The following is a 20,339-nucleotide window of genomic DNA, read 5'->3' as shown; positions in this document are numbered from 1 at the left end:
CGCTGGCCAGCAGGTCGGCTGAAGCGCTGATCGTGGTGGTTCCGTCCTGGAACAGTGCGGGACCAAAGTATTCTGGAAGCGATGAGTGAAACCCCAGATTCCCCTCGACCAGTCACGCCCGGCACCCAGGCCTCCTTCGGAACCTACGGCGGCCGCCCGGTCAGCTTTGTGCGCCGAGGCACCCGCTTGCAGGGCCGTAGGCAAGCCGCATGGGAAGAGCACGCCGAACGCTGGGCCATCCAGGTTCCCCGCCACGTCGCCAACACGTCAGTGCACCCGGACTACACGTTCGACGCCGAGGCCGTCTTCGGACGGAAGGCTCCGTTGATTGTGGAGATCGGTTCGGGACTGGGTGATGCGGTGGTTCACGCAGCCGAGCAAAACCCCGATAAGGACTTCCTCGCCGTCGAGGTCTACACGCCAGGACTGGCCAACACCATCATCAAGATCAACAGCCGCGGGTTGACCAACGTGCGCGTGGTGGAAGCCAACGCTCCCGAGGTCCTTGAGTCGATGCTCCCGGAGGGTTCGGTCAGCGAGCTGTGGGTGTTCTTCCCGGATCCATGGCATAAGGCCCGTCACCACAAGCGCCGGCTGATCCAGCCGGCTTTCGCCTCGGTTGCCGCAAAGGCACTCGAAAAGGGCGGATACTGGCGCATCGCCACCGACTGGTCCAACTACGCCGTGCACGTCCGCGAAGTCCTGGCAGGTTCAAAGGAATTCGAGAACATGCACGAAGGCGAGCGCAGCGGCGAGGAGAGCCCGCTGACGCAAGTGTGGCAGTCCGGCGTCGAGTCCGTGGTGGGCGGCGCGCCCGTCAGGGAAGGCCGCGCGCCGGTAAGTACCGAGCACACCGGCCCTAATGAGGGAGTCGACCAGGAAGGTGGCTGGGCTCCGCGCTTTGAGGGCCGCATCCGGACGAGCTTCGAGAACAAAGCCCACGAGGCCGGGCGCATGATCTTCGACCTCACCTACCGCAAGATCTAGCCGAAGGACCTTTGGGGGAACCATGAGCTACCAGCCACCGATCGACTACTACCAACAACCCGAACGCACCGGCAACCGCGGCCTGGGTGCCGGCATCACGAGCATCATCGCTGCCGTGCTCTCGCCCATCGCGGCAGTAGTCAGCATTCCCCTGGGCATTGCAGCCGTCGCCTCGGCTATGAGCGGCTACAACCAGGGCAACGACGCCTGGTGGTTTGGTGCGCTGATCCTGGCGGGGGTTGCGGTACTGCTGGCCGTCGTTGCTGTGGCCTGCGGACTGATCGCTGTGTTCCGGGCCGGGCGCATGAACGCCGGGCGCATCACTGGCATCATCGGTCTGGCAGTCATGGCGGTCAACATCTTTGGTGTGGTCTTCATGGTTTTCCTTGTGCTCGGCGCAGGGCAGGGGAACTGATATGCCGCAGGTCCGCGCCGAGCGTCTCATTCGCCTCGATCCCGAAACGGCTTTTGCCCTCTCACAAACCACCGGTGCCTTCCGGCTCAAGTGGGATCCGTTCATCTCGGCGCAGAGCTTGCTGGACGGCGCCCAGTCCGCGGGGAAAGGAGTGCGGACCAGGACGGTTTCCCGCATGGGCCTGAGAATGGTCAGCGAATATGTCTCCTACACGCCGCCCCGCAACGTGGGCATGACCATGGTCTCCGGGCCCTGGTTCTTCGAGAACTTCGGCGGCGGTTGGCGGTTCACAGCGGACGACGGCGGCACCCGGGCAGTCTGGAAGTACACCTTTTCATGCCGCCCGGCGTTGCTGAAGCCAGTGGCAGAGCGGATCGGCGGCTGGCTGCTGGGCCGCGAAATCGAGCGACGCATCGAGGCGTTCGCCAGGGCCTGCGAGGATCCTGCCCTCGTGGCAGACCTCCGATCGCAGGGCGCCCCGGAGCACTAACCCTTACGGCACCGAAATTGATGCGACCGTCTTCTCGGCGTCGTCGCGTAACTCAACACCGGCGATGCCCGCCAACTGCACCGGGGTGGCACCGGTGATCTTGATCCGGCCGCTTGGTGTTGCTGTCCAACCGCAGGTCCGTTCCTCAGCACCGTCCCGGCCTTTCACCCACAAATAGAGGGTGCCTTCAAGCGGCATGCTCCGGCCCTCCACCTCAAGCTCGGTGCCCCAGGTCTTCTTCACCATGCCCACCGTCAGTTGCAATCCGCTGTCCGACTGGACTGAGTAGCTCGCATCAGGCTTCGGTGCCTGGTTCAACAGCGGCCCGGCGAAGAACCCGACTGCCAGGCAAGCAGCGGCGACTGCACCCACCAAAGCTGCCCACCGCCGTCGTGATTTCCGCCTGCGGACGGACAAATCAACAAGGACCTTCTCCGGAAGCACCTCGGGCAGGGGTTCCAGCGGCGCGAGGGCGCTGGCACCCCCGGCTGCGGTGAGGGCGATAGCGTCGGCCGCCGGGACGGCGTCGAGCAATGCGGGGAGGCTTTCCAGTTCCTCCAGCTCGCGACGGCAGTCCGCGCAATTGGCCAGGTGGTCCCGGAAGGCCGCCTCCTCCTCGGGGTCGAGCCCGCCCAAAAGGTAGGCGCCCAGCAATTGGTGGACGGAGTTGCCATTCATCGTTCCACCCCCATTTCGTCAAGGATTGTTCGGAGGGCTTTCACAGCGTAGAAAGCCCGGGACTTCACGGTTCCCGCCGGGATGTTCAGCTGCAGCGCTGCCTCGCTGACGGTGAACCGCTGGTAGTGCAGTGCCACCAGGACCTCGCGGTGTTCATGGCTGAGCCGGAGCAGGGCCTCCTCCATCAGGACCCGGTTCAGCAACTCATCCACGCGTTCTGTGGCCGCATGGTCCGGGAGATCATGCTCACCGGTTTCGGCAGGTCGCCGCTGCGCCTTCCGATAATTGTCGATGATGACGTTGCGGGCCGTGCGGAAGAGATAGCTGCGGAGGCTGCCCGTGATTTGCGGCGCGTGCTGCCACACCTTCAGGATGGTCTCCTGCACTACATCGTCTGCTTGATGGGCGTCCGGGGTGCAGCTGAGCACAAAGCGCTTCAGGGCCGTGCCGTGGTCACGGTAGATGGCAGCCACCACGTCCTCATCCAGCGGCATCTCCACCCCTTTCCCGTTGCCCCTTCGCCCATAAGACGCCTGCTGTGCAGAAAAGGTTCAGTCCTGTGAACCATTCTTCCCCCATCTGCGTCGTAGGGGTTAGCGCCGACTCATCCCGGCCGGCCAAGCAAAGGAGCTAGAGATGACTACACGACTCAGCCTTGGAATCGGAGCGTTGGTATTGAGCGCTGCGCTGGCGGGATGTGGGGGAAGCCCGGGAACCACCACGTCGTCCGCTCCCCCGCCTGCTTCGTCCGCGGCGCCCACGTCCGCTGCTGCTTCGCCGAGCTCAGCGTCCGCCTCAGCCATGGCCGCTGCGGAGATGAAGGTCGCCTCGTCCAGTGCCGGCCAGATCGTGGTGGACAGCAAAGGCATGAGCCTCTACTTCTTCACCAAGGACGTCAAGGACTCAGGCAAGAGCGCCTGCGTCGACGCTTGCCTGACTGCGTGGCCGATTTTCACCACGACGTCGGACGCTCCCACCGTTGAAGGCGTCACCGGAACCGTGGGAACCATTACGTCCCCGGACGGCAAGAAGCACGTGACCCTCAACGGCATGCCGCTCTACTACTACGCCAAAGACAAGGCTCCTGGGGACGTGACCGGCCAAGGCGTGGGCAGTGTCTGGTACCTGGTCAGCCCTACGGGTGAGATGGTCAAGGGCGCTGCGGCCTCCGGTTACTGAGTTCTTGGGACGTCGAGATCGCGGGAATCGTGCGAGACCGCGGGAGCTTACCCCCAGGTCCCGCATCGTTCCAGCGAATTCGGGGTCCGTTAGACTGCAGGCTACTCATTGGGGAGGGAATATGGCACGCAACGGCACCAAGAATCCGCCCAGCCCGGCGTTCCTTGTCATGCAGGAAGTCGCTTGGGCCCTGGGCTTCGTCGCCATGGTCATCAACGCCACGGAAGGTGGCCTCGACTGGATCTGGATGGGCGTACTCGCCTTCTGGCAAGCGACAATCATCTGGGGATTCCTCCAGCTGCGCCGCACGAAAACTACCTAAACCCAGTCCATCGGATCCACACCTTAGGTAAAACGGTGGCTGGGCGGCCGGCATCCGGAAGCGTGCGTCAAAGCGACGAAGGAGCAGCATGCGGAGGATGCCGGCCGGCCGGCCGAACATAGGGACTACTTACGCGTCAGCGAACTCGTCGGACTCCTCGAACTCCACGGCGGCGATGATTTCCTTCGTCTCGGGGTGGATCATGAAGGCCTCGTCGTCGTCTTCCACCATGATGTAGTCGCCGTGGTCGGTGGTGAAGTGCCAGGCGAGGGTGGTGACGCCGTCGTGCTGGTAGTTGGGGTCGCCCATGGTGATCTTTTCCAGGGCGTACCCTGCGACGTCGCACAGTTCGCGGATGATGACTTCGAACTCGGGGGCGTTGGCGAGGGCTTCTTCCTCGGCTTCAGCCTGACGCTCGGCAAGGTCCGGGATCTGTGCGACGCGTTCGGCGATGTGTGCCTCGATGTCTTCGTCCGAGAGCACCAGCAGTTCGGACTGGTCCCGGAGGTATGCGGCGTTGAGGTCGATGATGTCTTCCTCTTCGAGGAGGGCTTCGAACTCGCCGTCCAGCTCGTCAAGGAGCGCGACAGCGGGAAGCGGGGCTTCGGTCTCGTCCAGTTCGCCGTCGAGGTAGGCCTCGGCTTCGTCCTCGCTCAAGGCATCGAACGCCGACGCTGTGCGGTTGAACAAGTCAAGGTGGCGTACGGCACCCATTTCCGAAAGCCCCGCGCGCACGTACCCGTCCACTTCTTCGCGCTCCGGTGCGGTGAAGACGTACTGGGCGAAGCCGCCGGACAGCGCCTGGGTCAGGTAGAAATCCACGAAATAGCTGTTGAGTGCAGCGGTGGCGATTTCGTCGCTGTTCAGGAGTTCCTGGTACATCTGGTTCACGACGTTGACGTTGGAATCCACAACATCCGCATTGCCTGCTTCGAAGCTGGTCTTGTTCAGGACGACGGGGTACTCGTTGGTAGTCATGGGGAATCCTCACTGCTGAAAGCTGATGGTGCTCCGGACTCTTTCAACGTACGCGTGGGAGCTCCGCCGCAATCGAGGTTGAGGTTAACGGAGGGCGAAGTTTGGGAGCCGTTTTCTGCTGACTAAGATTGAGCAGATAACCTCCTGCCGAAAGTAGCCCGACGCATGCCGTCCCACACAGACGAAACCTGGGAACTGGCCATTCAGACTCCTGCCATTAACGACCGCTCCCTGGCGGCCGGATTGGCCTATGCCATGGGCAGCCGAGTGAGCGGGATTTCTTTCGACGCGGCTACGGGCCTCCTGATGGGCAAGGTCCGCGGCACGGGCCCACAGCCCTATTCGACGTCGGCGAAACTGGTCCGCAAACCCAGCGGCTGGAGCTGCACGGTAGGTATCTGCAGCTGCCCGGTCCGCAAGGATTGCAAGCACGTCGCCGCGTTGCTCTTCACTGCCGAGGATCACCCCACCATCCGCGCGCAGCTCCTTTCCCAGGCACCGGGCATCCAGACATCGCGCCTGGGTTCGGGCCAGCAGGGCGGCACCGCCCGTCCGGCGTGGGAACAGGCACTCAACAGGCTCATCGCGAAACCCGGCACGGCCCCGAGCGCGGCCGGCATTCCGCTCGCGCTGCAGTTCGAAGTGGAAGAGCCCGCCGCCCACTTCTCCTATACAGGCCGCCGCGACCCCATGCGCAGCGTCCGCCAGCTCAAGGCCCGCCCCGTCATGATGGGCGCCAAGGGCAAGTGGATTCGAGGCGACGTCTCCTGGAACAACCTCAGCTACGTCAGTTTCCGGCGCGAATTCAACGAAATACAGGTGGAATGGCTTCAGACTTTCCTGGCTGCGCATGGCTCCAGCAATGGCCGCCAGCAGCCGTCGGGCGCCATGTGGCTGAGCCTCAACGACTTCGCCGCCAAGAACCTCTGGACCCTCCTTTCCGACGCCACCAAAGCCGGCATCCCACTCATTCATTCAGCTGGGTCTGAGCCTGTCCGCGTCGAGACGCAACCCGCCGTCGTCGGACTCAGTTTGGCGCGCTTGGACGCGGACGGAACCGAAACAACGCACGACGGCGGCCTGCAGCTTGCGCCGTCCGTCACCGTGGGTGGGGAGCCTGTTGACGCCGCGTCTGTGGGCTTCCTGGGCAAGCCAGCCAACGGGATTTTCTTCACGCATTCGGGCGCCACCCTGCCGGGCGTGCCGCAGCAGAATAACCTGATCACCTTGGCCCCGATCGAGGGCGATGTCAGCGATGAGCTCCTGGAGTTCGTCACCGATGGCCAAACGCTTCAGATTCCTGCCGAGGATGAGAGCCGCTTCCTGACCTCGTTCTACCCGAAGCTGCGCCAGTCCACACCGGTCCAGGCCGCGGACGAATCGGTGGAACTGCCCACGCTGGCTGTCCCCACGCTGTCCCTGCTGGCCAACTACGGCAACGACCATAAGGTCCGGCTGCACTGGGAGTGGCACTACAAATCCGGGACCTTGGTCACGGCCCAACCGCTCTGGCGGCACCCGGATGACCGCGGCTACCGCGATGATCCCGAGGAAGCCCGGATACTGGAATCGCTGGGCCGTCCATGGGATGTCGTGGCTGCGTTGGCGGAGTCGGCAACGGGTGGTTGGGGTGCTCCGCGACTGGCTGCCTCGGTGGAACTAGGCGGTTTGGACACGCTGGCGTTCACCGAAGAGGTACTTCCGGCACTGCGGGAACTGCCCGACGTCGTGGTGGAAACCTCCGGTGACATCGCCGATTACCGCGAGGCCGCCGAAGCTCCCGTTGTGTCGATTTCCACGAAGGAAACAGCAAGCGGCGACTGGTTCGACCTCGGCATCGTGATCACGCTCGAGGGCGAACCCGTTTCCTTTGCCGCGGTGTTCTCCGCCCTCGCCGCCGGCATGAGCCGTATGCTGCTGCCCAGCGGCGCCTACTTCTCGCTTGACCTGCCCGAGCTCCACCAGTTGCGCGCCTTGATCGACGAAGCGCGCTCCCTGCAGGACAACCCGGACAACAAGGACGGCACCCTGCAGATCAGCCGATTCCAGGCGGGGCTATGGGACGAGCTGGCGCAGCTCGGGATTGTGGACGAGCAAGCCGCCGCGTGGCGCGAAGCTGTGGGCGGACTGCTCGACGACGGCGTGACCGGGCTGCCGCTGCCGGCCAGCCTTAACGCTGAGCTGCGTCCGTATCAGCTCGAAGGATTCAACTGGCTGAGCTTCCTGTACAAGCACAGCCTCGGTGGCGTGCTCGCTGACGACATGGGCCTGGGTAAAACCGTGCAAGCGATCGCGCTGATGTGCGCGGCCAAGGACCTGGCCGCGGAGACCGTTGCTGCCGCGCAGGGTGATTCTGCTGAGGTGAATCCGCGCGCTCCTTTCCTGGTGGTCGCACCAACAAGTGTCGTCAGCAACTGGGCTCTGGAAGCACAACGGTTCGCCCCTGGCCTGGTGGTGCGGACCGTCGGTGAAACCTTTGCCAAGAGCGGCCTGTCACCGGTGGACGCGTTGGCGGGTGCCGACGTCGTCATTACCTCATATGCACTGTTCCGGATCGATTACGATGCCTACGCGTCGTTCCAGTGGGCCGGACTGATGCTGGATGAGGCGCAGTTCGTGAAGAACCACCAGTCCAAGGCCTACCAGTGCGCACGCAAGCTGCCGGCCCGTTTCAAGCTGGCCATCACGGGCACGCCCCTGGAGAACAACCTCATGGAGTTCTGGGCCCTGACCTCCATTGTGGCGCCGGGGTTGTTCCCCAGCCCCAAACGGTTCGCCGAGAACTACCAAAAGCCCGTGGAAAAGAACGGCGACTCCGCGCAATTGGGCAAGCTCCGGCGTCGTGTCCGTCCGCTCATGATGCGCCGCACCAAAGAACAGGTCATCAAGGATTTGCCGCCCAAGCAGGAGCAGATCCTGGAGGTCGTGCTGAACCCGCGGCATCAGAAGGTCTACCAGACCCACTTGCAGCGCGAACGGCAGAAAATCCTTGGCCTGATCGACGATGTGAACAAGAACCGCTTCACGATCTTCCAGTCCTTGACGTTGCTGCGGCAGCTGAGCCTGGATGCGTCGTTGGTGGACTCTTCGCTGTCCGGCGTTCGGTCGTCCAAACTTGATGTGTTGTTCGAACAGCTGGAAGACATCATTTCCGAAGGCCACCGGACCTTGATTTTCAGCCAGTTCACGGGCTTCCTCGGCAAGGTCCGCGACCGTATGGACGCTGAGGGCATTGAGTACTGCTACCTCGATGGCAGCACCCGGAACCGTGGCGATGTTGTCAGCGAGTTCAAGAACGGGTCCGCCCCGGTGTTCCTGATTTCGTTGAAGGCCGGCGGGTTTGGGCTCAACCTGACCGAGGCAGACTACGTGTTCCTGCTGGATCCGTGGTGGAACCCGGCATCAGAGGCACAGGCCGTGGACCGCACGCACCGCATTGGGCAGGCGCGGAACGTGATGGTCTACCGACTGGTTGCCAAGGACACCATCGAGGAAAAGGTTATGGCTTTGAAGGCCAAGAAATCGCAACTGTTCGCGGATGTGATGGAAGGCGATGCTCTTGCCGGTGGCTCGTTGACGGCGGAGGACCTGGCGGCGCTGTTCGCGGAGTGATCTCCCGGTCAGTCGTCCAGCCGAACCCCGCGCAGCAACAGCATGGTTCCGCCGACGGCAACCGCGGAGGCCAGGAACACCCCTGCCGCTCCAAGACCTACCGCCACCACCCCGATGGCACTGGGGAGGACCACCTGGCCCACCCTGTTTCCCGCGAGCCTCAAAGCAAGCGCGCGCCCACGTTGGCCTTCGGGCGCCTGGGCTGAGAGCCAGGACATGGTCAGTGGTTGGCCGATACCCAGCCCGAGGCCGAGGAATGCCATGACCACAAACAGCAGCCACTCGGGCATCGGAATGGCGGCCACAGCAAGGGCCACGGTTGATATGGCCAGGCTCAGGATCAGCAGTTTCATGCGCCCCAGTTTTCGGGTCACGCTGCCGAGTCCCAGCCGGGAAATCATGGAGAACACCGCCCGGACGGTCAGCATCAGGCCCACGGTGGCCGCAGTTAGGCCGCGTTCGGCGCCGAGTGCAGGCAGATAGACCACTGTCAGGTCCACTACTGCCAGGACGGTGGCGCTGGTGGCCAACGCGCGGACGACGCCGGGAGTCCGGAGAAGGGCCAGTGAACTGCCCTTGGTACCCGTGCCCTTGGCTGTCCGCCTGCCCCGGCTGACCTTCGAAGAGATCACGAACGTGGTCAGGAACATCACCAAGCTCATGGCGGTCGCGAGGAGGAAGATCGCCTGCGTGTTCGGTCGAACGGAAGCACCGCCCACCACGGAAATGGCCAACGGTCCAAGGGCTTGGCCCAAAGATGCGGCGAAGGTCAGGTACCCGAAGGCAGAATCCAGACGCGACGATGCAGCGTTGTTCGCGACCACCGCCTGCTGACCCACCACGCAAGCCAGCTGGCCTGCGCCCAACAGCGCCGTTCCAGCCACCAGCGCGGGGACTGACGTCCCCCAAAACAACAGAAAAGCCGAACAACCCAGCACGACGGCGGCTCCGATCGCCATGAGCCGACGCTCACCAAGGCGGTCCACCAGTCCGCCGATGGGCAGGGCGAGCAGCAAGGGAAACACTGCGTAGCTGGCGGCGAGAAGGCCAAGGGCGAACCCGGGAACATCCAATTCGAGTGCGCGGTACGTGGTAGCCGGGCGGACCAGGAATGTGACGGCTTGGATGAGCGCCGAATGGACCAGGAGTGCGGTGGACGAGCGCCGTCCGAGTTCGCCGATCATTCGATGACGAGGCCGGAGGCGGAAATGACCCGCAAGGTCTCCTCCCGCGCGCCGATCACGTGGTCAAAGGCAACCTTTGCTGCCTTTTCCGCGTCCTTGGAACCGATCGCCTCAACCAGGAGCCGGTGATTGGCGAGTGCTTCGTGGCGGCGTTCGGGAGCGTTGTTGGTGAAGTACCGGTAGCGCTCAACCTGGCTGGCGATCTGGCCATGGAAGCGTTGGGCCCAGGAGTTTCCGGCGATTCTGGCGATCGCGGCGTGCAGGGCAACCCCGTACTTCATGGCTTCGTCGGGAAACTCCACCATCGCGGCATTCCGAGCCACGATTCCCTGAAGTTCTTCCAGATCTGCCGCGGTGGCATTGGCGCACGCTTCGCGGGCCATCAGGGATTCCAGAGCGGCCCGGACGTCGTACAGCTCTGAAATCACCTTCTCATCCAGCGCCGGCACCAGCACTCCCCCGGTGGGCTGCTGCTCAAGCAGGCTCTCCGAAACCAAGAGACGCATGGCCTCGCGGAGTGGAGTGCGGCTGACCTTCAGTTCAGCCGCCATGGCTGGTTCGTAGATACGCTCACCCGGTTTCAGTTCGAGGCTGAGGATTCGGCGCTTCAGCTCGCCATAGACCAAGTGAGCCCCTGTGTTGCGTGATTGTGGATCTGCCAAGTGATGCCGCCCTGCCGAGAAGAAGGTGTACTTGTATACATCTATACATGGCTGGGGAAGTGGCGGGCAATCTTGTTACCCCTCTGACCACATCCGACCAACCCCGTTCGAGCCTGTTCGAGTGCCTTGTTTATCACCCCAAGAGCCTCATAGTCTCGGCTTGCCCGGCCTTCCCCGAAGCCCGGACAGCACCCAATGAAACCCCGACGATGAGGTCCACCCATGGCGTTTTCCGCGCGAAGAATCCGACGGCCAGTGGCAGTCCTGGCGGCAGCCGTTACAGCAGCCGCGAGCCTGGCACTCATGCCCGCAACCACACTGCAAGCACACGCAGACGATGCAACAGCCGTCACCATCACCCCGAACCCCGCCACCCGCGGCGAAGCGTTCGAAGGGTGGGGAACCAGCCTGGTGTGGTTCGCGAATGCGACGGCGGGCTACTCCCCCGAGCTGCGGGAGGAGCTGTACCAGAAAGTTTTCGGGGAGGACGGACTCAACCTCAACATCGCCCGATACAACGTGGGCGGAGGCAACGCGTCAGACGTAGTCAACTACCTCAACGATGGCAGCGCTGTGGAGGGATGGTGGAAGCCGGTGGCCGAAGCGCAACCCGGCCAGCCGGCGTCGAACCTGTACAACCCGGATGGAACCGTCGACAAAGCGCAGGCCAACAAGCTCGCGTTCCTCAAGGCATGGAACCCGGACGATCCCGCGTCCTACAACCCCGACGCCGACCAGAACCAGCGCTGGTGGGTGGAACGCCTCGCCGCGGATCAGCAGATCACCCATTGGGAAGCGTTCAGCAACTCCCCGCCGTGGTTCATGACCAAGAGCGGATATGTTTCCGGCCAGGTCAACACGGCCAAGGGCGAAAATCTCCTGCCCGAAGCCGAAGCCAAGTTCGCCGCCTACATGAGGAACGCCGTCGAACTTCTCGAAAAGGGAAGCGGCATCAAGGTCGATACCATCGATCCCTTCAACGAGCCGAACTCGGGCTACTGGGGCACGGACATCAACGCCACCACCGGCAAACCGCCCACCACCTACACGCAGAAGCAGGAGGGTGCGCTGATCTACCCCGCGGCCCAGGACCGCGTGACCAAACTGCTGTCCGCTGAGCTGGAGAAGGGCACCACGGACGCCGTCATCTCCGCGATGGACGAGACCGACCCCACCAAGTTCATGACCAACTGGAACGGGTACAGCCAGGAAGCCAAGGACGCCGTAGCGCAGCTCAACGTCCACACGTACGGCACCAATGACCGCCGCCGCGTCCGGGACCTGGCCAGCTCCACGGACAAGCCACTGTGGATGAGCGAGGTGGGCGGATTCTGGCCGGGCAACCCTGCGCTGGGCGACTCCACCAGCGGCTGGGACCGCTCCAACATCACCAACGGCCTGGGCATCGCCAGCCGCATGGTCAACGACCTCCGTGAGCTCGACCCCAACGCCTGGGTCTTCTGGCAGCCTGTGGAGGACACGTACAAGCAGGAGAAGGCTGATAAGGGCTGGGGTTCCATTTACGTGGACTTCGACTGCAACTACGCCGGCCGGGAAGGCTACTCAAACCGCAGGATCAACGATGGCGCCACCTTGGATAACGCCAAGTGCAAGGTCCTGACCAACCAGAAGTACAACACCACCCGCAACTTCACCCACTTCATCCGGCCCGGCGACTTCCTGATCCAAAACGACAACGCCAAGACCGCCAGCGCCCTCCGTGCCGACGGCAACGGCGCCACGCTGGTCCACTTCAATGACACCCCGACGCCGGAAAAGGTCACCATTGATCTCAGCCGCTTCGGCAGCATCGCGCCGGGTGCCAAGGTCACGCCCGTGGTCACCACCAAGTCGCCGCTGGATGACATCGAGAAAAATGCGCTCGTGAAGGGTACCCCGGTTACAGTCGACGCCGCGGCGAAGTCCGCGACGCTCGAGGTTCCTGCCGCATCAGTGGTGACGTTCGTCGTCGACGGCGTCAGTGGAGTTTCGGACGACGCCGCACCGGTGCAGGACGGCCACAGCTACCACCTCAGCGGTGAAGCGAGCGGCAAGTACCTGACCGGGCGTACGGATGGATCTGCCTCGATTGAAGGACTGGGCACGGACGCTGCCGGGGTGGCTCCGCAGATGTGGACGTTCAACGCCGTGAATGGCAAGGATGGGTTCGCCAACGATCGCCGCTGGGTTGTCACGGACAAGGATGGCCGGGTGCTCACGGGCAATGGAGGCGTGCTGAACGGTAGCCAGAGCGGTGCGGCAACACTGGCTTCCCTGACATTGGACCAGGCGAAAGCCACTCCTTCTGCACAGTGGATAGTGACCACTGAAAACGGCAAGCAGTGGTCCTTGGTGAACGCCGGCGCGGCGATTGCGCTGCAGGTTTCGGGCAATCAAACGGCTGCTGGAACATCGGTGGCCCTGGCGTCGTCGACCGGAACTACGGCTACCGCTACCGCCAGCCCACATCAGGCGTGGGCGTTCACGGATATCGCTGACTTGAAGCTCTTGGGTGTTTCGCCCGTTGACTTGAGCACACTCACCGGCGTTGCGCCGACCCTCCCTTCGACAGTGACTCCGCTGTATGAGTCGGGTCCGGGAAAGCCGCTGGCCGTTACCTGGTCCGCAGTTGATCCGTCGGTCTGGGAGAAGGACGGCAAGGTAACCCTCCGCGGTTCCGGCGTTGACCCTTACGGGCAGGTTTTTGACGACGCGCTCCTCACTGTGACGGTTGGGCAGTACGTCGCCACGGATCCCGCCTCCGTGACAGTTGGTGTTGGCTCTACCGTCGCTGCCGTGCAGGCTGCTGCACCTGCAACCGTCCCCGGACAGATCGGCGACGGACCTGCCCGCAACCCGCTGCCGGTCACATGGGACTGGGCTTCCTTGTCTGACTCTGCGTTGGAATCCGTTGGTTCCGTGACCGTTCCTGGCAAGGCCGGCTCCCTGCCCGCGACACTCACCATCGTGGTAGTGGACCGGGTTCCCAGCAGCAACATCTGCAAGGAGGACCCCACCACAGCCGCCACCGCCAGCTACACCGAGGGCTCGTACATCGCGAAGAACACGTGCGACGCCAATGCCTCTACGCGATGGTCCAACTGGGTGAGCGGCGGCCGGGCCGGCGACAACCTGAGCTACGCTTTCAGCCGCGACTACACCGTTTCCTCCGTGACCGTGACGTCCGCGGAGAAGGCTGCTGCGAGCCTTAAGGTCCAGTACCAGGACGCGACCGGAGCGTGGCAGGACACCTCCGCGGGAACCATCACCGGCCTGTCCACTTCTTCACCAGCGACGGTTCGTTTCGACCCCGTAACGACCCGCGGGATCCGGGTGTCGTTTGTGACCACGGCTTCGTACACGAAGATCGCAGAGGTAGCCATCGCCGGGTCCCGCTTGGCGGACAGCAGCCTTGCAGACCTCGGCCGCCTGCTGGTGAACCAGGCATCCGTAGTGGGCTTTGCCCCGGGGACCACCGACTACCGGGTGTTGTCGACGTCGGCGACTCCCGCCGTCGTTGGCTACCCGCTGGACACGAACGCAAAGGTGACGGTTCAGCATTCCACCGTTGAGAACCCGACGGCGGTAATCACGGTGACAGCGCCCGACGGCACCACGAAGGAGTATCGCGTGACTGTGTCCACCGGCAAGGACGCGTGCAAGAACGATGGGTGGAAGACGAGTCCGTCACCCGTATTCAAGAACCAGGGGCAGTGCGTGAGCTTCTTCGCGGCTGGTAAGTAGTGGATTCTTGAGCCAGCGAGGCCCCTCCGGATGTGGATCCTGGGGGGCCTTGCTGTGTCTTTACCGAAGCGGGACGAGCGCGCACAAATGAACAGCGCATGGAACAAGGTAATTCTTGGCCCTCAAAGCCGTCTGAGCTTCTCAGCCACGCACCCAACGGTACGGCGTCGTCGTCGAAACTTTGAGCAGCCCGGAGCGCTCCAGGATTGGCCTTGAGAATTCGGTGGAATCGCTGTGGATGAGGGTCTTTCCCAGCTCAAGGGCGGCCTGAGCGCGGCGGGCGGTCAATGCCCGGTAAATCCCCCGGCCGCGCCACTCCTCCCTTGTGGCACCACCCCAGATGCCGGCAAAGCTTGTGCCGGGCACTGGCTCCAGGCGTCCGGCGCTGACCATCCGGCCCTCTGCTTCGGCCACCCACAGTTGCATTCCGTCACCCAGCGAGAGCCGTCGCAGCAAGGCCTCAGCCATCTCATCCGACACCGGTTCGCCAAACACTTCATCCTGCATCGCGCTCATGGCCCGAACGTCCGGCTCGTCCCTGACTTGCCGCAGCGTCACGCCGTCGGGAAGTGGCACGGCTGTGCTCAGAGCCTTCGCTTCACCGATCATGATCGACTCCGGCTCGTCCTGGGTGAAGCCGTTCTCAATGAGCGCCTCGTGCAAACCCGGAGCGTGATCGTGCCCGCGGGATTTCCATTCCACCCTGGTGATCTCAGGTTCAGCACGGAAGTAGGCGACTGCCTCAGCGACGAGCCGCTTCACGGTCGGCGCATCCGCATCATCCAGATCCCTGTACGTGACGAACCCGCGACCCTTCATGAAGGTCACCAAGCGCAGGGGGCCATGCTGGGTCACTTTGAGGGCACTTGGGGTCTCAGCGTCGGTGCGAAGGTCCTGGTCATAGGCCGCGAGGAAGCGTGCCCGATCATCGGTTTGGCTCATCCAGCGAGCCTACTGCAGACCCTCTTGGGCTCCCCACGCACGCCCCGGGCAACCGACTCGATGGTTTGCTGCGCGTTAGATGGTAGGAGTCGTCTACTGTGCAGCTAGGCGTCGAAACGGGCGAGCCGCGCGAGGGCCACAGAGGCGCCGTCGGGGAACACGAAGCGGCCGCCATCCTCTCCGGCAACAAACGTGACACCAGTATCCGCCGAAGCACCTCCGTCACCGGCGAGAACCACGACGGCGGCGTAGTCGCCGTCGTGCGCGGTGCCCGAGGTGCCCACCCACGGAATGGCGAGTTCCGACCCCATGGGGTGTGCGCCGGAACGGACGAAGGTCCCCGATGTATCCAAGGACAACCCAAACCCAGGCACGGGAAGCACCGAGCTAACCACGGAGGAGGCACTGTCCACCGGCCATCCCCCAATCCTGAGCGGAGCGACCGAAGAACCGGCAACGCGTACCAACCGCAGCTCAACAGCACCCCGCGTCGCTGACACCACGGTTACAGAAGGCCCAGGGGTCGCGGTGCCGGTGACGCCGCTGCCGTGATCGGGTCCGGCGTCGGGGTCGGGTTCGATCCAGTGGGCAGTGAACCGGGAAGCGCCCACCTGGACGCCGCCCTCGGCAAAGGAGCCCAAGTACTCAAACCCGGTCCGATGCGTCAAGGCGCCGTCAGGGGAAACGAACACCACGGCATTGTCCCGGGATTCCGGGTTCAGGTCGGGGAACGTGTGCGTGGAGTAGCCAAAGCGGGCATACAGCGGAGAGTCGGACACCAAGGCCCCGGGAACGGCGTGATCCGTGGCATGGTTCCGGATCCGGACAACCCCGTCCGCCGCAGTCCCGTCCACCTGCCACCCCGGAGCAGTGATGAGGCGCTGCGTGTCGGCAACCTCAACGGGCAAAGGCGCCTCCACCGCAGTCCACACCCGGTGATCCGCGGGCAGCGCGAGCCCGAGCATGCCTTTCGCGGCCCAGTACGGTGACCCTGCGCCGGAGTAGGCCTGCTTCATGCCCGGGAACTCGCGGTGCCAGCCGATGGAGAGGAGGCCGTCCTCAGTGATGGAGCCGTGGCGGGCAAAGTAGTCGAGCATCCCTGAGGCAGCCCGGCGGGCCATGCCCGGCGCCAACCGCGTGTGCCCGGACAATTCCCCTACCCAGAAGGGGGCGGCCGCCGCGAATCGGTAGATCAGGCTCCTGCCTTGGATCAGCGGAGCTCCGTTCGCACCGACCAAATACGCAGCGTCGTCCAGGTAATCTGCCAGCCGGTCGCCGTCGAGCGCTTTCCGGGCAATCACCCGCGGATCGTTGGGTGCCATCAGGGCCCACAGCTGCGGATAAACCTGAAACGCCCAACCCACGTAGTGGTCATACGCGCGCTCGGGACCGTCCGCGAACCAGCCACCGCCCCGGTACAGCGAGTCATGGATGGCGAGCCCTGCGTCGATGTCCTCGTCCGAAGACCGCCCGCCCACCGACGCCAGGAACGTCTCCACCACGATCTGGAACCACACCCAGTTGATGGGCGGATATTCCTCGCCAATCACAGTCTCGAACCAGGCAATGAGCTGCTCCTGGACTCGCTGGGGCAGCTTGTCCCAGAGCACGTCGCGGGTCAGCGCCAGGCCAACAGCCAACGACGCCGCCTCCACCTTCGCCTGCCCCAGCTCACCCGGCGTCGGCCACCGGTCGGGATTCGCGGGGTTGGTTCCGGCATCAAGGCCCGCGGCGTACCAGTCGGCGATCCAGCCGGTGGTAGCCGGGTCGCCCGCGATTCGGAACGAGGCCAACAGGAAGGTCCGGGCGAAGGCCTCCAGTGAATCACTCCGCGGGCCGTACCGGCTGTTGGCCCCGGGAAGGTGGATGTTGGCGTGATCCGGGGTACCAAAGTGGTGCGCCGAGCGCAGGAGGTGGTCGGCGTAAGCACACCAGTGTCCGCGGGTGAGGCCGGTGCAGGGTGAGAGCTGGTAATCCAGGGGCGGCAAAAGCATCAGAGCGAATCCTCCAGGACGACTCCAGCCAACCCTCGCGGTGCGCCTACGGATGATTCCCGGACAATGAGCTCCGGGTTCAGGTCAATTCGATGCACGGGGCGCATCCTTCCTTCGGCCAGGCGTGCAGCCATGAGCTGCACCGCCACCTTGCCGACGTAGCTTTTGGGAGGCCGGACGGCGGAGATGGCCGGTTCAGCCAGATAGGCGACTTCGTCGTCGTAGCCCACGATCGCCATGCTGCCGGGAACGTCCACGCCACGGTCCACGCAGTGCTGCACGAATGCCACAGCCTGGGTATCCGAATGCACCAGCATGGCGGTGGTCCCGGTGGAGCGGCAGAGTTCCAGGACGTGGTCGAAGTGCTTGGCACGGTCGCCGTTGTCCAGCTTCGCCGAATCCTCATGGATTGATGCGTCCAGCGGGATTTTCAGCGCAGCCAATGCCTGCTTCCAGCCCCGGACCACGTGGGGACTGGTGGGGCTGGTGGAGTCCGTGAGGCAGCCAATCATGCGGTGCCCCTCCTGCCAGAGATGGCGTACGGCCATGCCGGCACCGAAGGAGTGATCGGTGGCGACCCACTCGAGCCGGTGCGCGGGGATTTCCGCCGGTGCCCGCCGTTCGGCCAGGATCACGGGAATCGGCAGGGCATTGAGCCAGCGGAGCAACTCCTTGCCGTGCTCGCCACCCATGTCCGGTGCCACGATCAGTCCGTCGATGTTCTGGGTGTCCAGCAACGCCTGGACTTGGCGGCGGTTGTCTGCGGCATCGTAGGCCGAGCCCCGGACCAGGATCCGGAGGTTCTGCGCTTCGGCCTCCCCGCGCGCACCGGAAATGACCTGCGGCCAGTAATAGTCCAGCGATGGAACCACCATGCCGATCGAATAGCTGTGCGCCGCCGGCCGTCCCACCGCCACCGACCGGTCCAGCGGACTCGGCAGCGTCGCCCCACCGTGGACGCGGGAGACGAGTCCTTCGTCCGCGAGCGTGTTCACGTCGCGCCGGATAGTCAGCTCACTGACGCCCAGTTTCGCGGCAATATCGCGGACCGTGATGGCCCCGTGGGCCCGTAACTCCTCCATCAGCCGTTCACGGCGCTGCAGGGAAAAGAGGGACTTGCCGCCCGTTTCCGGGGTCTGTTCGGAACTCATGGTGTTGCCTCCACTGTGAGGGTAAACGCGCCCGAGGCGCGGTTTTCGGCGGGCATGCGGAACCGGATCCGGGTCAGTTTCCCGCCCCAGATATCGCTGAGGAGCGGATCGTCGAGGTGCCATTCGTCCACCAGCACGACGGCGGTGGCGGGCTTCCAGCGGAGGTGCAGTCCCCGCCCGCCACTGACGGTTGGAATACCGTCGGGCGTGATGGTCGCCGTCGCGTCTGTACCGACAGTGACGGTGCCGGCAACCAGATAGGTGATGTCGATGTCGGGCGTTCCTTCGGGCGGGTGCATTCCCTCAGGCGCCTGTTCGGGCAGGTTCCAGCGGTCGTCAATAACCACGGACCCCTGCTCACGGTTCACTACCGAGGTGCGGATCCATTGCTCAGCGTGGTCCAGTCCGTAGGCGGCCCCGAGCCCGAGCGCGAGGGTCGGCTCACCGGGAGTGGGCTCCTGGAGAACGGCCGCTTTGAATTCCGCGCCGGTCCCCTGTTCCAAGCCGAAGGGCGCCGGGACGCTGTGCCACGCACTTTGCATGGCCCGAATCAAGTACCGATCAGGGCCGAACGTTTGCGCGGTGTATGTGGGCTGCCCGGCGTCGACCAACAGGGGCACGCCATCGACGGCAACCACCACCGAACCGACGTCGCGGTGGTTGTGGTGCTCGCCGTTGTGTCCGCCCTTGGCCGCGAGCGTGAGCCCATCGCTGGAGCCTGGATTCTGGCGCGCGACCATGATCTGCACCGATGGCAGGTACGTCCCCCCACCAGGTAACGACAATTGTCCCGATGGACCCCCATTGCGAGGTCTGCTGTCGCTTAGTTGGGTGAGGACGCGGCCCAGGCCGGCGGCGGCGTTGGGCTCGGGCTCTGCCGCCATGAACGCGGCGGCGAGCCAGGCTGCTTCGGAGTCACCCAGCCGGACGGCCCAGCGGCGCAGCATGTCCCACGGGAGTCCTTGGTGGGCACGGGCGGGGCCATCGGCAACGTTGAGGAACCACCGATCCCCCAGGTGCATGCGGTGCGGGAAAGCGACCAGGGCGCGGATCACCGGCAAGTCCGGGTCGAGCACACCGCCGCTGGCTTCTTCCAAGAGGGCGAGCCCTTCCAGCGCGCGGCCGGCACCATTCCACCAGTAGGCGAAGCCCTCGTCGATGGCGCCGTCTGCGGGTATTGAGGCCAGGAAGCGGTCCAGGCCCTCGATGCACCGGACAACAACCTGTGCCCGCAGCTCGGGATCGTCCACCAGCAACAGCGCGGCCACAATGATGTTCGAGTGGATCCACGGGTTCCAGTTATGGACGTCTCCATGCAACCCCAGCCAGTGCCAGTCGAGGCGGTCCAGGAACGGGCGGATGACGCGTTCATTTGCTTCGGCACGGAGGCGTTTCCGCAGGCCGGGAGCCCGCTCATCCAGCGCATCACCGAGCATATGGTCCAGCCACGCCAACTGGGCCACCACTTCTCCGGCGCCAAGGTCCAAGTAAGGCCGGGAACGATCCGGGACCACGTCGCCATTGCGGGTAAACACGTCGTCGTGCGCCGCCCAACTCCAGGAACTCTGCTCGCACAGGAGGTATGCCCCGTCGATCACCTCATCGAGCCAATTGGGCTCACCCACCGCAGCCATCACGACGGCGCGCGTCAGCCGTTGCTGTCTGCTCGCCACGAGCCCCTCGTATGCCGTGCGATTGCCGTCGCGGAAGTAGCGCGCGTAGTGGGAGACCAGTGGTTGGGGCCAAGCGCTCCCCTTCTCCGCCGCTGCTTGGGCGCGCAGCTCCGTAAGGGGCTGGGCAGCAGCGCGCTGCCATCCGGCGTCGGACGCTGGACGGACGGTGAGGCGGTCACACGAGCCGCGGAGCGAATTCACCAAGGAGGGCGCGGCGGCTGCGGAGCCCCAGGCACTTCGCAAGGGATACAGGGGTGGCACCTCAACGGCGGCGATGCCGGTTGCCATAAGGATTCTTCTCTCATTTGTTCGAGTTTGAACGTTTCAG

The 20,339-nt window shown here is 64.3% G+C and carries 16 protein-coding genes; 7 read left to right on the top strand and 9 right to left on the bottom strand.

All coding sequences use genetic code 11. The annotated features are described in order from the left end of the window. Positions 1-81 precede the first annotated feature (81 nt). The 3 genes from trmB to J2Y68_RS12790 are packed head-to-tail and all read left to right on the top strand — an operon-like array spanning position 82 to position 1,892. Positions 82-987, top strand: a complete 906-nt coding sequence (gene trmB, locus J2Y68_RS12800; RefSeq protein ID WP_309993963.1) for a tRNA (guanosine(46)-N7)-methyltransferase TrmB — start codon at positions 82-84, stop codon at positions 985-987. Between the two features lie 22 nt (positions 988-1,009). Then, positions 1,010-1,402 carry a hypothetical protein gene (locus J2Y68_RS12795; protein ID WP_309993961.1) on the top strand — a complete coding sequence of 131 codons (393 nt, stop codon included), beginning with the start codon at positions 1,010-1,012 and terminating at the stop codon, positions 1,400-1,402. Position 1,403: 1 nt separating this feature from the next. Next, positions 1,404-1,892, top strand: coding sequence for a type II toxin-antitoxin system RatA family toxin (locus J2Y68_RS12790; RefSeq protein ID WP_309993959.1), 489 nt, complete (start codon positions 1,404-1,406; stop codon positions 1,890-1,892). Between the two features lie 3 nt (positions 1,893-1,895). Here the strand turns inward: J2Y68_RS12790 and J2Y68_RS12785 are convergent, their stop codons facing one another. Together J2Y68_RS12785 and J2Y68_RS12780 are read right to left on the bottom strand one after the other, a co-directional pair. Next, positions 1,896-2,570 carry an anti-sigma factor family protein gene (locus J2Y68_RS12785; RefSeq protein ID WP_309993957.1) on the bottom strand — a complete coding sequence of 225 codons (675 nt, stop codon included), beginning with the start codon at positions 2,568-2,570 and terminating at the stop codon, positions 1,896-1,898. After that, a complete protein-coding gene (locus J2Y68_RS12780) occupies positions 2,567-3,064 on the bottom strand; it encodes a sigma-70 family RNA polymerase sigma factor (RefSeq protein WP_211713707.1) in 498 nt (165 codons plus the stop codon). The genes J2Y68_RS12785 and J2Y68_RS12780 overlap by 4 nt, the downstream gene beginning before the upstream one ends. A gap of 142 nt (positions 3,065-3,206) precedes the next feature. Here J2Y68_RS12780 and J2Y68_RS12775 point away from each other — a divergent pair, with 142 nt between their 5' ends. Next, complete coding sequence (locus J2Y68_RS12775) at positions 3,207-3,749, top strand: COG4315 family predicted lipoprotein (RefSeq protein ID WP_309993955.1); 543 nt, start codon at positions 3,207-3,209, stop codon at positions 3,747-3,749. A 121-nt stretch (positions 3,750-3,870) separates the two neighbouring features. Then, positions 3,871-4,071, top strand: a complete 201-nt coding sequence (locus tag J2Y68_RS12770) for a hypothetical protein (protein WP_309993953.1) — start codon at positions 3,871-3,873, stop codon at positions 4,069-4,071. A gap of 129 nt (positions 4,072-4,200) precedes the next feature. Here the strand turns inward: J2Y68_RS12770 and J2Y68_RS12765 are convergent, their stop codons facing one another. Next, complete coding sequence (locus J2Y68_RS12765; RefSeq protein WP_309993951.1) at positions 4,201-5,049, bottom strand: DMP19 family protein; 849 nt, start codon at positions 5,047-5,049, stop codon at positions 4,201-4,203. A 165-nt stretch (positions 5,050-5,214) separates the two neighbouring features. On the opposite strand from J2Y68_RS12765, the gene J2Y68_RS12760 reads away from it, so the two are divergent. Continuing rightward, on the top strand, positions 5,215-8,661 hold the full coding sequence (locus tag J2Y68_RS12760; RefSeq protein WP_309993950.1) for a DEAD/DEAH box helicase: 3,447 nt from the start codon (positions 5,215-5,217) through the stop codon (positions 8,659-8,661). A gap of 8 nt (positions 8,662-8,669) precedes the next feature. Here the strand turns inward: J2Y68_RS12760 and J2Y68_RS12755 are convergent, their stop codons facing one another. Further along, positions 8,670-9,845, bottom strand: a complete 1,176-nt coding sequence (locus tag J2Y68_RS12755) for an MFS transporter (RefSeq protein ID WP_309993948.1) — start codon at positions 9,843-9,845, stop codon at positions 8,670-8,672. Continuing rightward, positions 9,842-10,507: a GntR family transcriptional regulator gene (locus tag J2Y68_RS12750; protein WP_309993946.1), complete on the bottom strand. Its 666-nt coding sequence runs from the start codon at positions 10,505-10,507 to the stop codon at positions 9,842-9,844. The genes J2Y68_RS12755 and J2Y68_RS12750 overlap by 4 nt, the downstream gene beginning before the upstream one ends. Before the next feature lie 255 nt (positions 10,508-10,762). Here J2Y68_RS12750 and J2Y68_RS12745 point away from each other — a divergent pair, with 255 nt between their 5' ends. After that, entirely contained in the window at positions 10,763-14,251 is a 3,489-nt protein-coding gene (locus J2Y68_RS12745) for a discoidin domain-containing protein (RefSeq protein WP_309993945.1), read from the top strand. 141 nt (positions 14,252-14,392) lie between these two features. Here J2Y68_RS12745 and J2Y68_RS12740 read toward each other — a convergent pair whose 3' ends face one another. From J2Y68_RS12740 to J2Y68_RS12725, 4 genes are all read right to left on the bottom strand, one after another. Further along, entirely contained in the window at positions 14,393-15,193 is an 801-nt protein-coding gene (locus J2Y68_RS12740) for a GNAT family N-acetyltransferase (RefSeq protein ID WP_309993942.1), read from the bottom strand. A 104-nt stretch (positions 15,194-15,297) separates the two neighbouring features. After that, the gene (locus tag J2Y68_RS12735) at positions 15,298-17,187 is read right to left on the bottom strand and encodes a DUF2264 domain-containing protein (protein WP_309993940.1); all 1,890 of its coding nucleotides are present in this window, start codon (positions 17,185-17,187) and stop codon (positions 15,298-15,300) included. Next, positions 17,187-18,338 (bottom strand): LacI family DNA-binding transcriptional regulator, encoded by a 1,152-nt coding sequence (locus J2Y68_RS12730; RefSeq protein WP_257369476.1) that lies wholly within the window; start codon positions 18,336-18,338, stop codon positions 17,187-17,189. Before J2Y68_RS12730 ends, J2Y68_RS12735 begins: the two co-directional genes overlap by 1 nt. Further along, the gene (locus J2Y68_RS12725) at positions 18,335-20,299 is read right to left on the bottom strand and encodes a heparinase II/III family protein (protein ID WP_309993937.1); all 1,965 of its coding nucleotides are present in this window, start codon (positions 20,297-20,299) and stop codon (positions 18,335-18,337) included. The genes J2Y68_RS12730 and J2Y68_RS12725 overlap by 4 nt, the downstream gene beginning before the upstream one ends. Positions 20,300-20,339: the final 40 nt, after the last annotated feature.

The sequence above is a fragment of the Paenarthrobacter nitroguajacolicus genome (assembly GCF_031455195.1).
Classification (GTDB): Bacteria; Actinomycetota; Actinomycetes; order Actinomycetales; family Micrococcaceae; genus Arthrobacter; species Arthrobacter nitroguajacolicus_D.
This window is presented reverse-complemented; position numbering and strand designations above follow the sequence as displayed.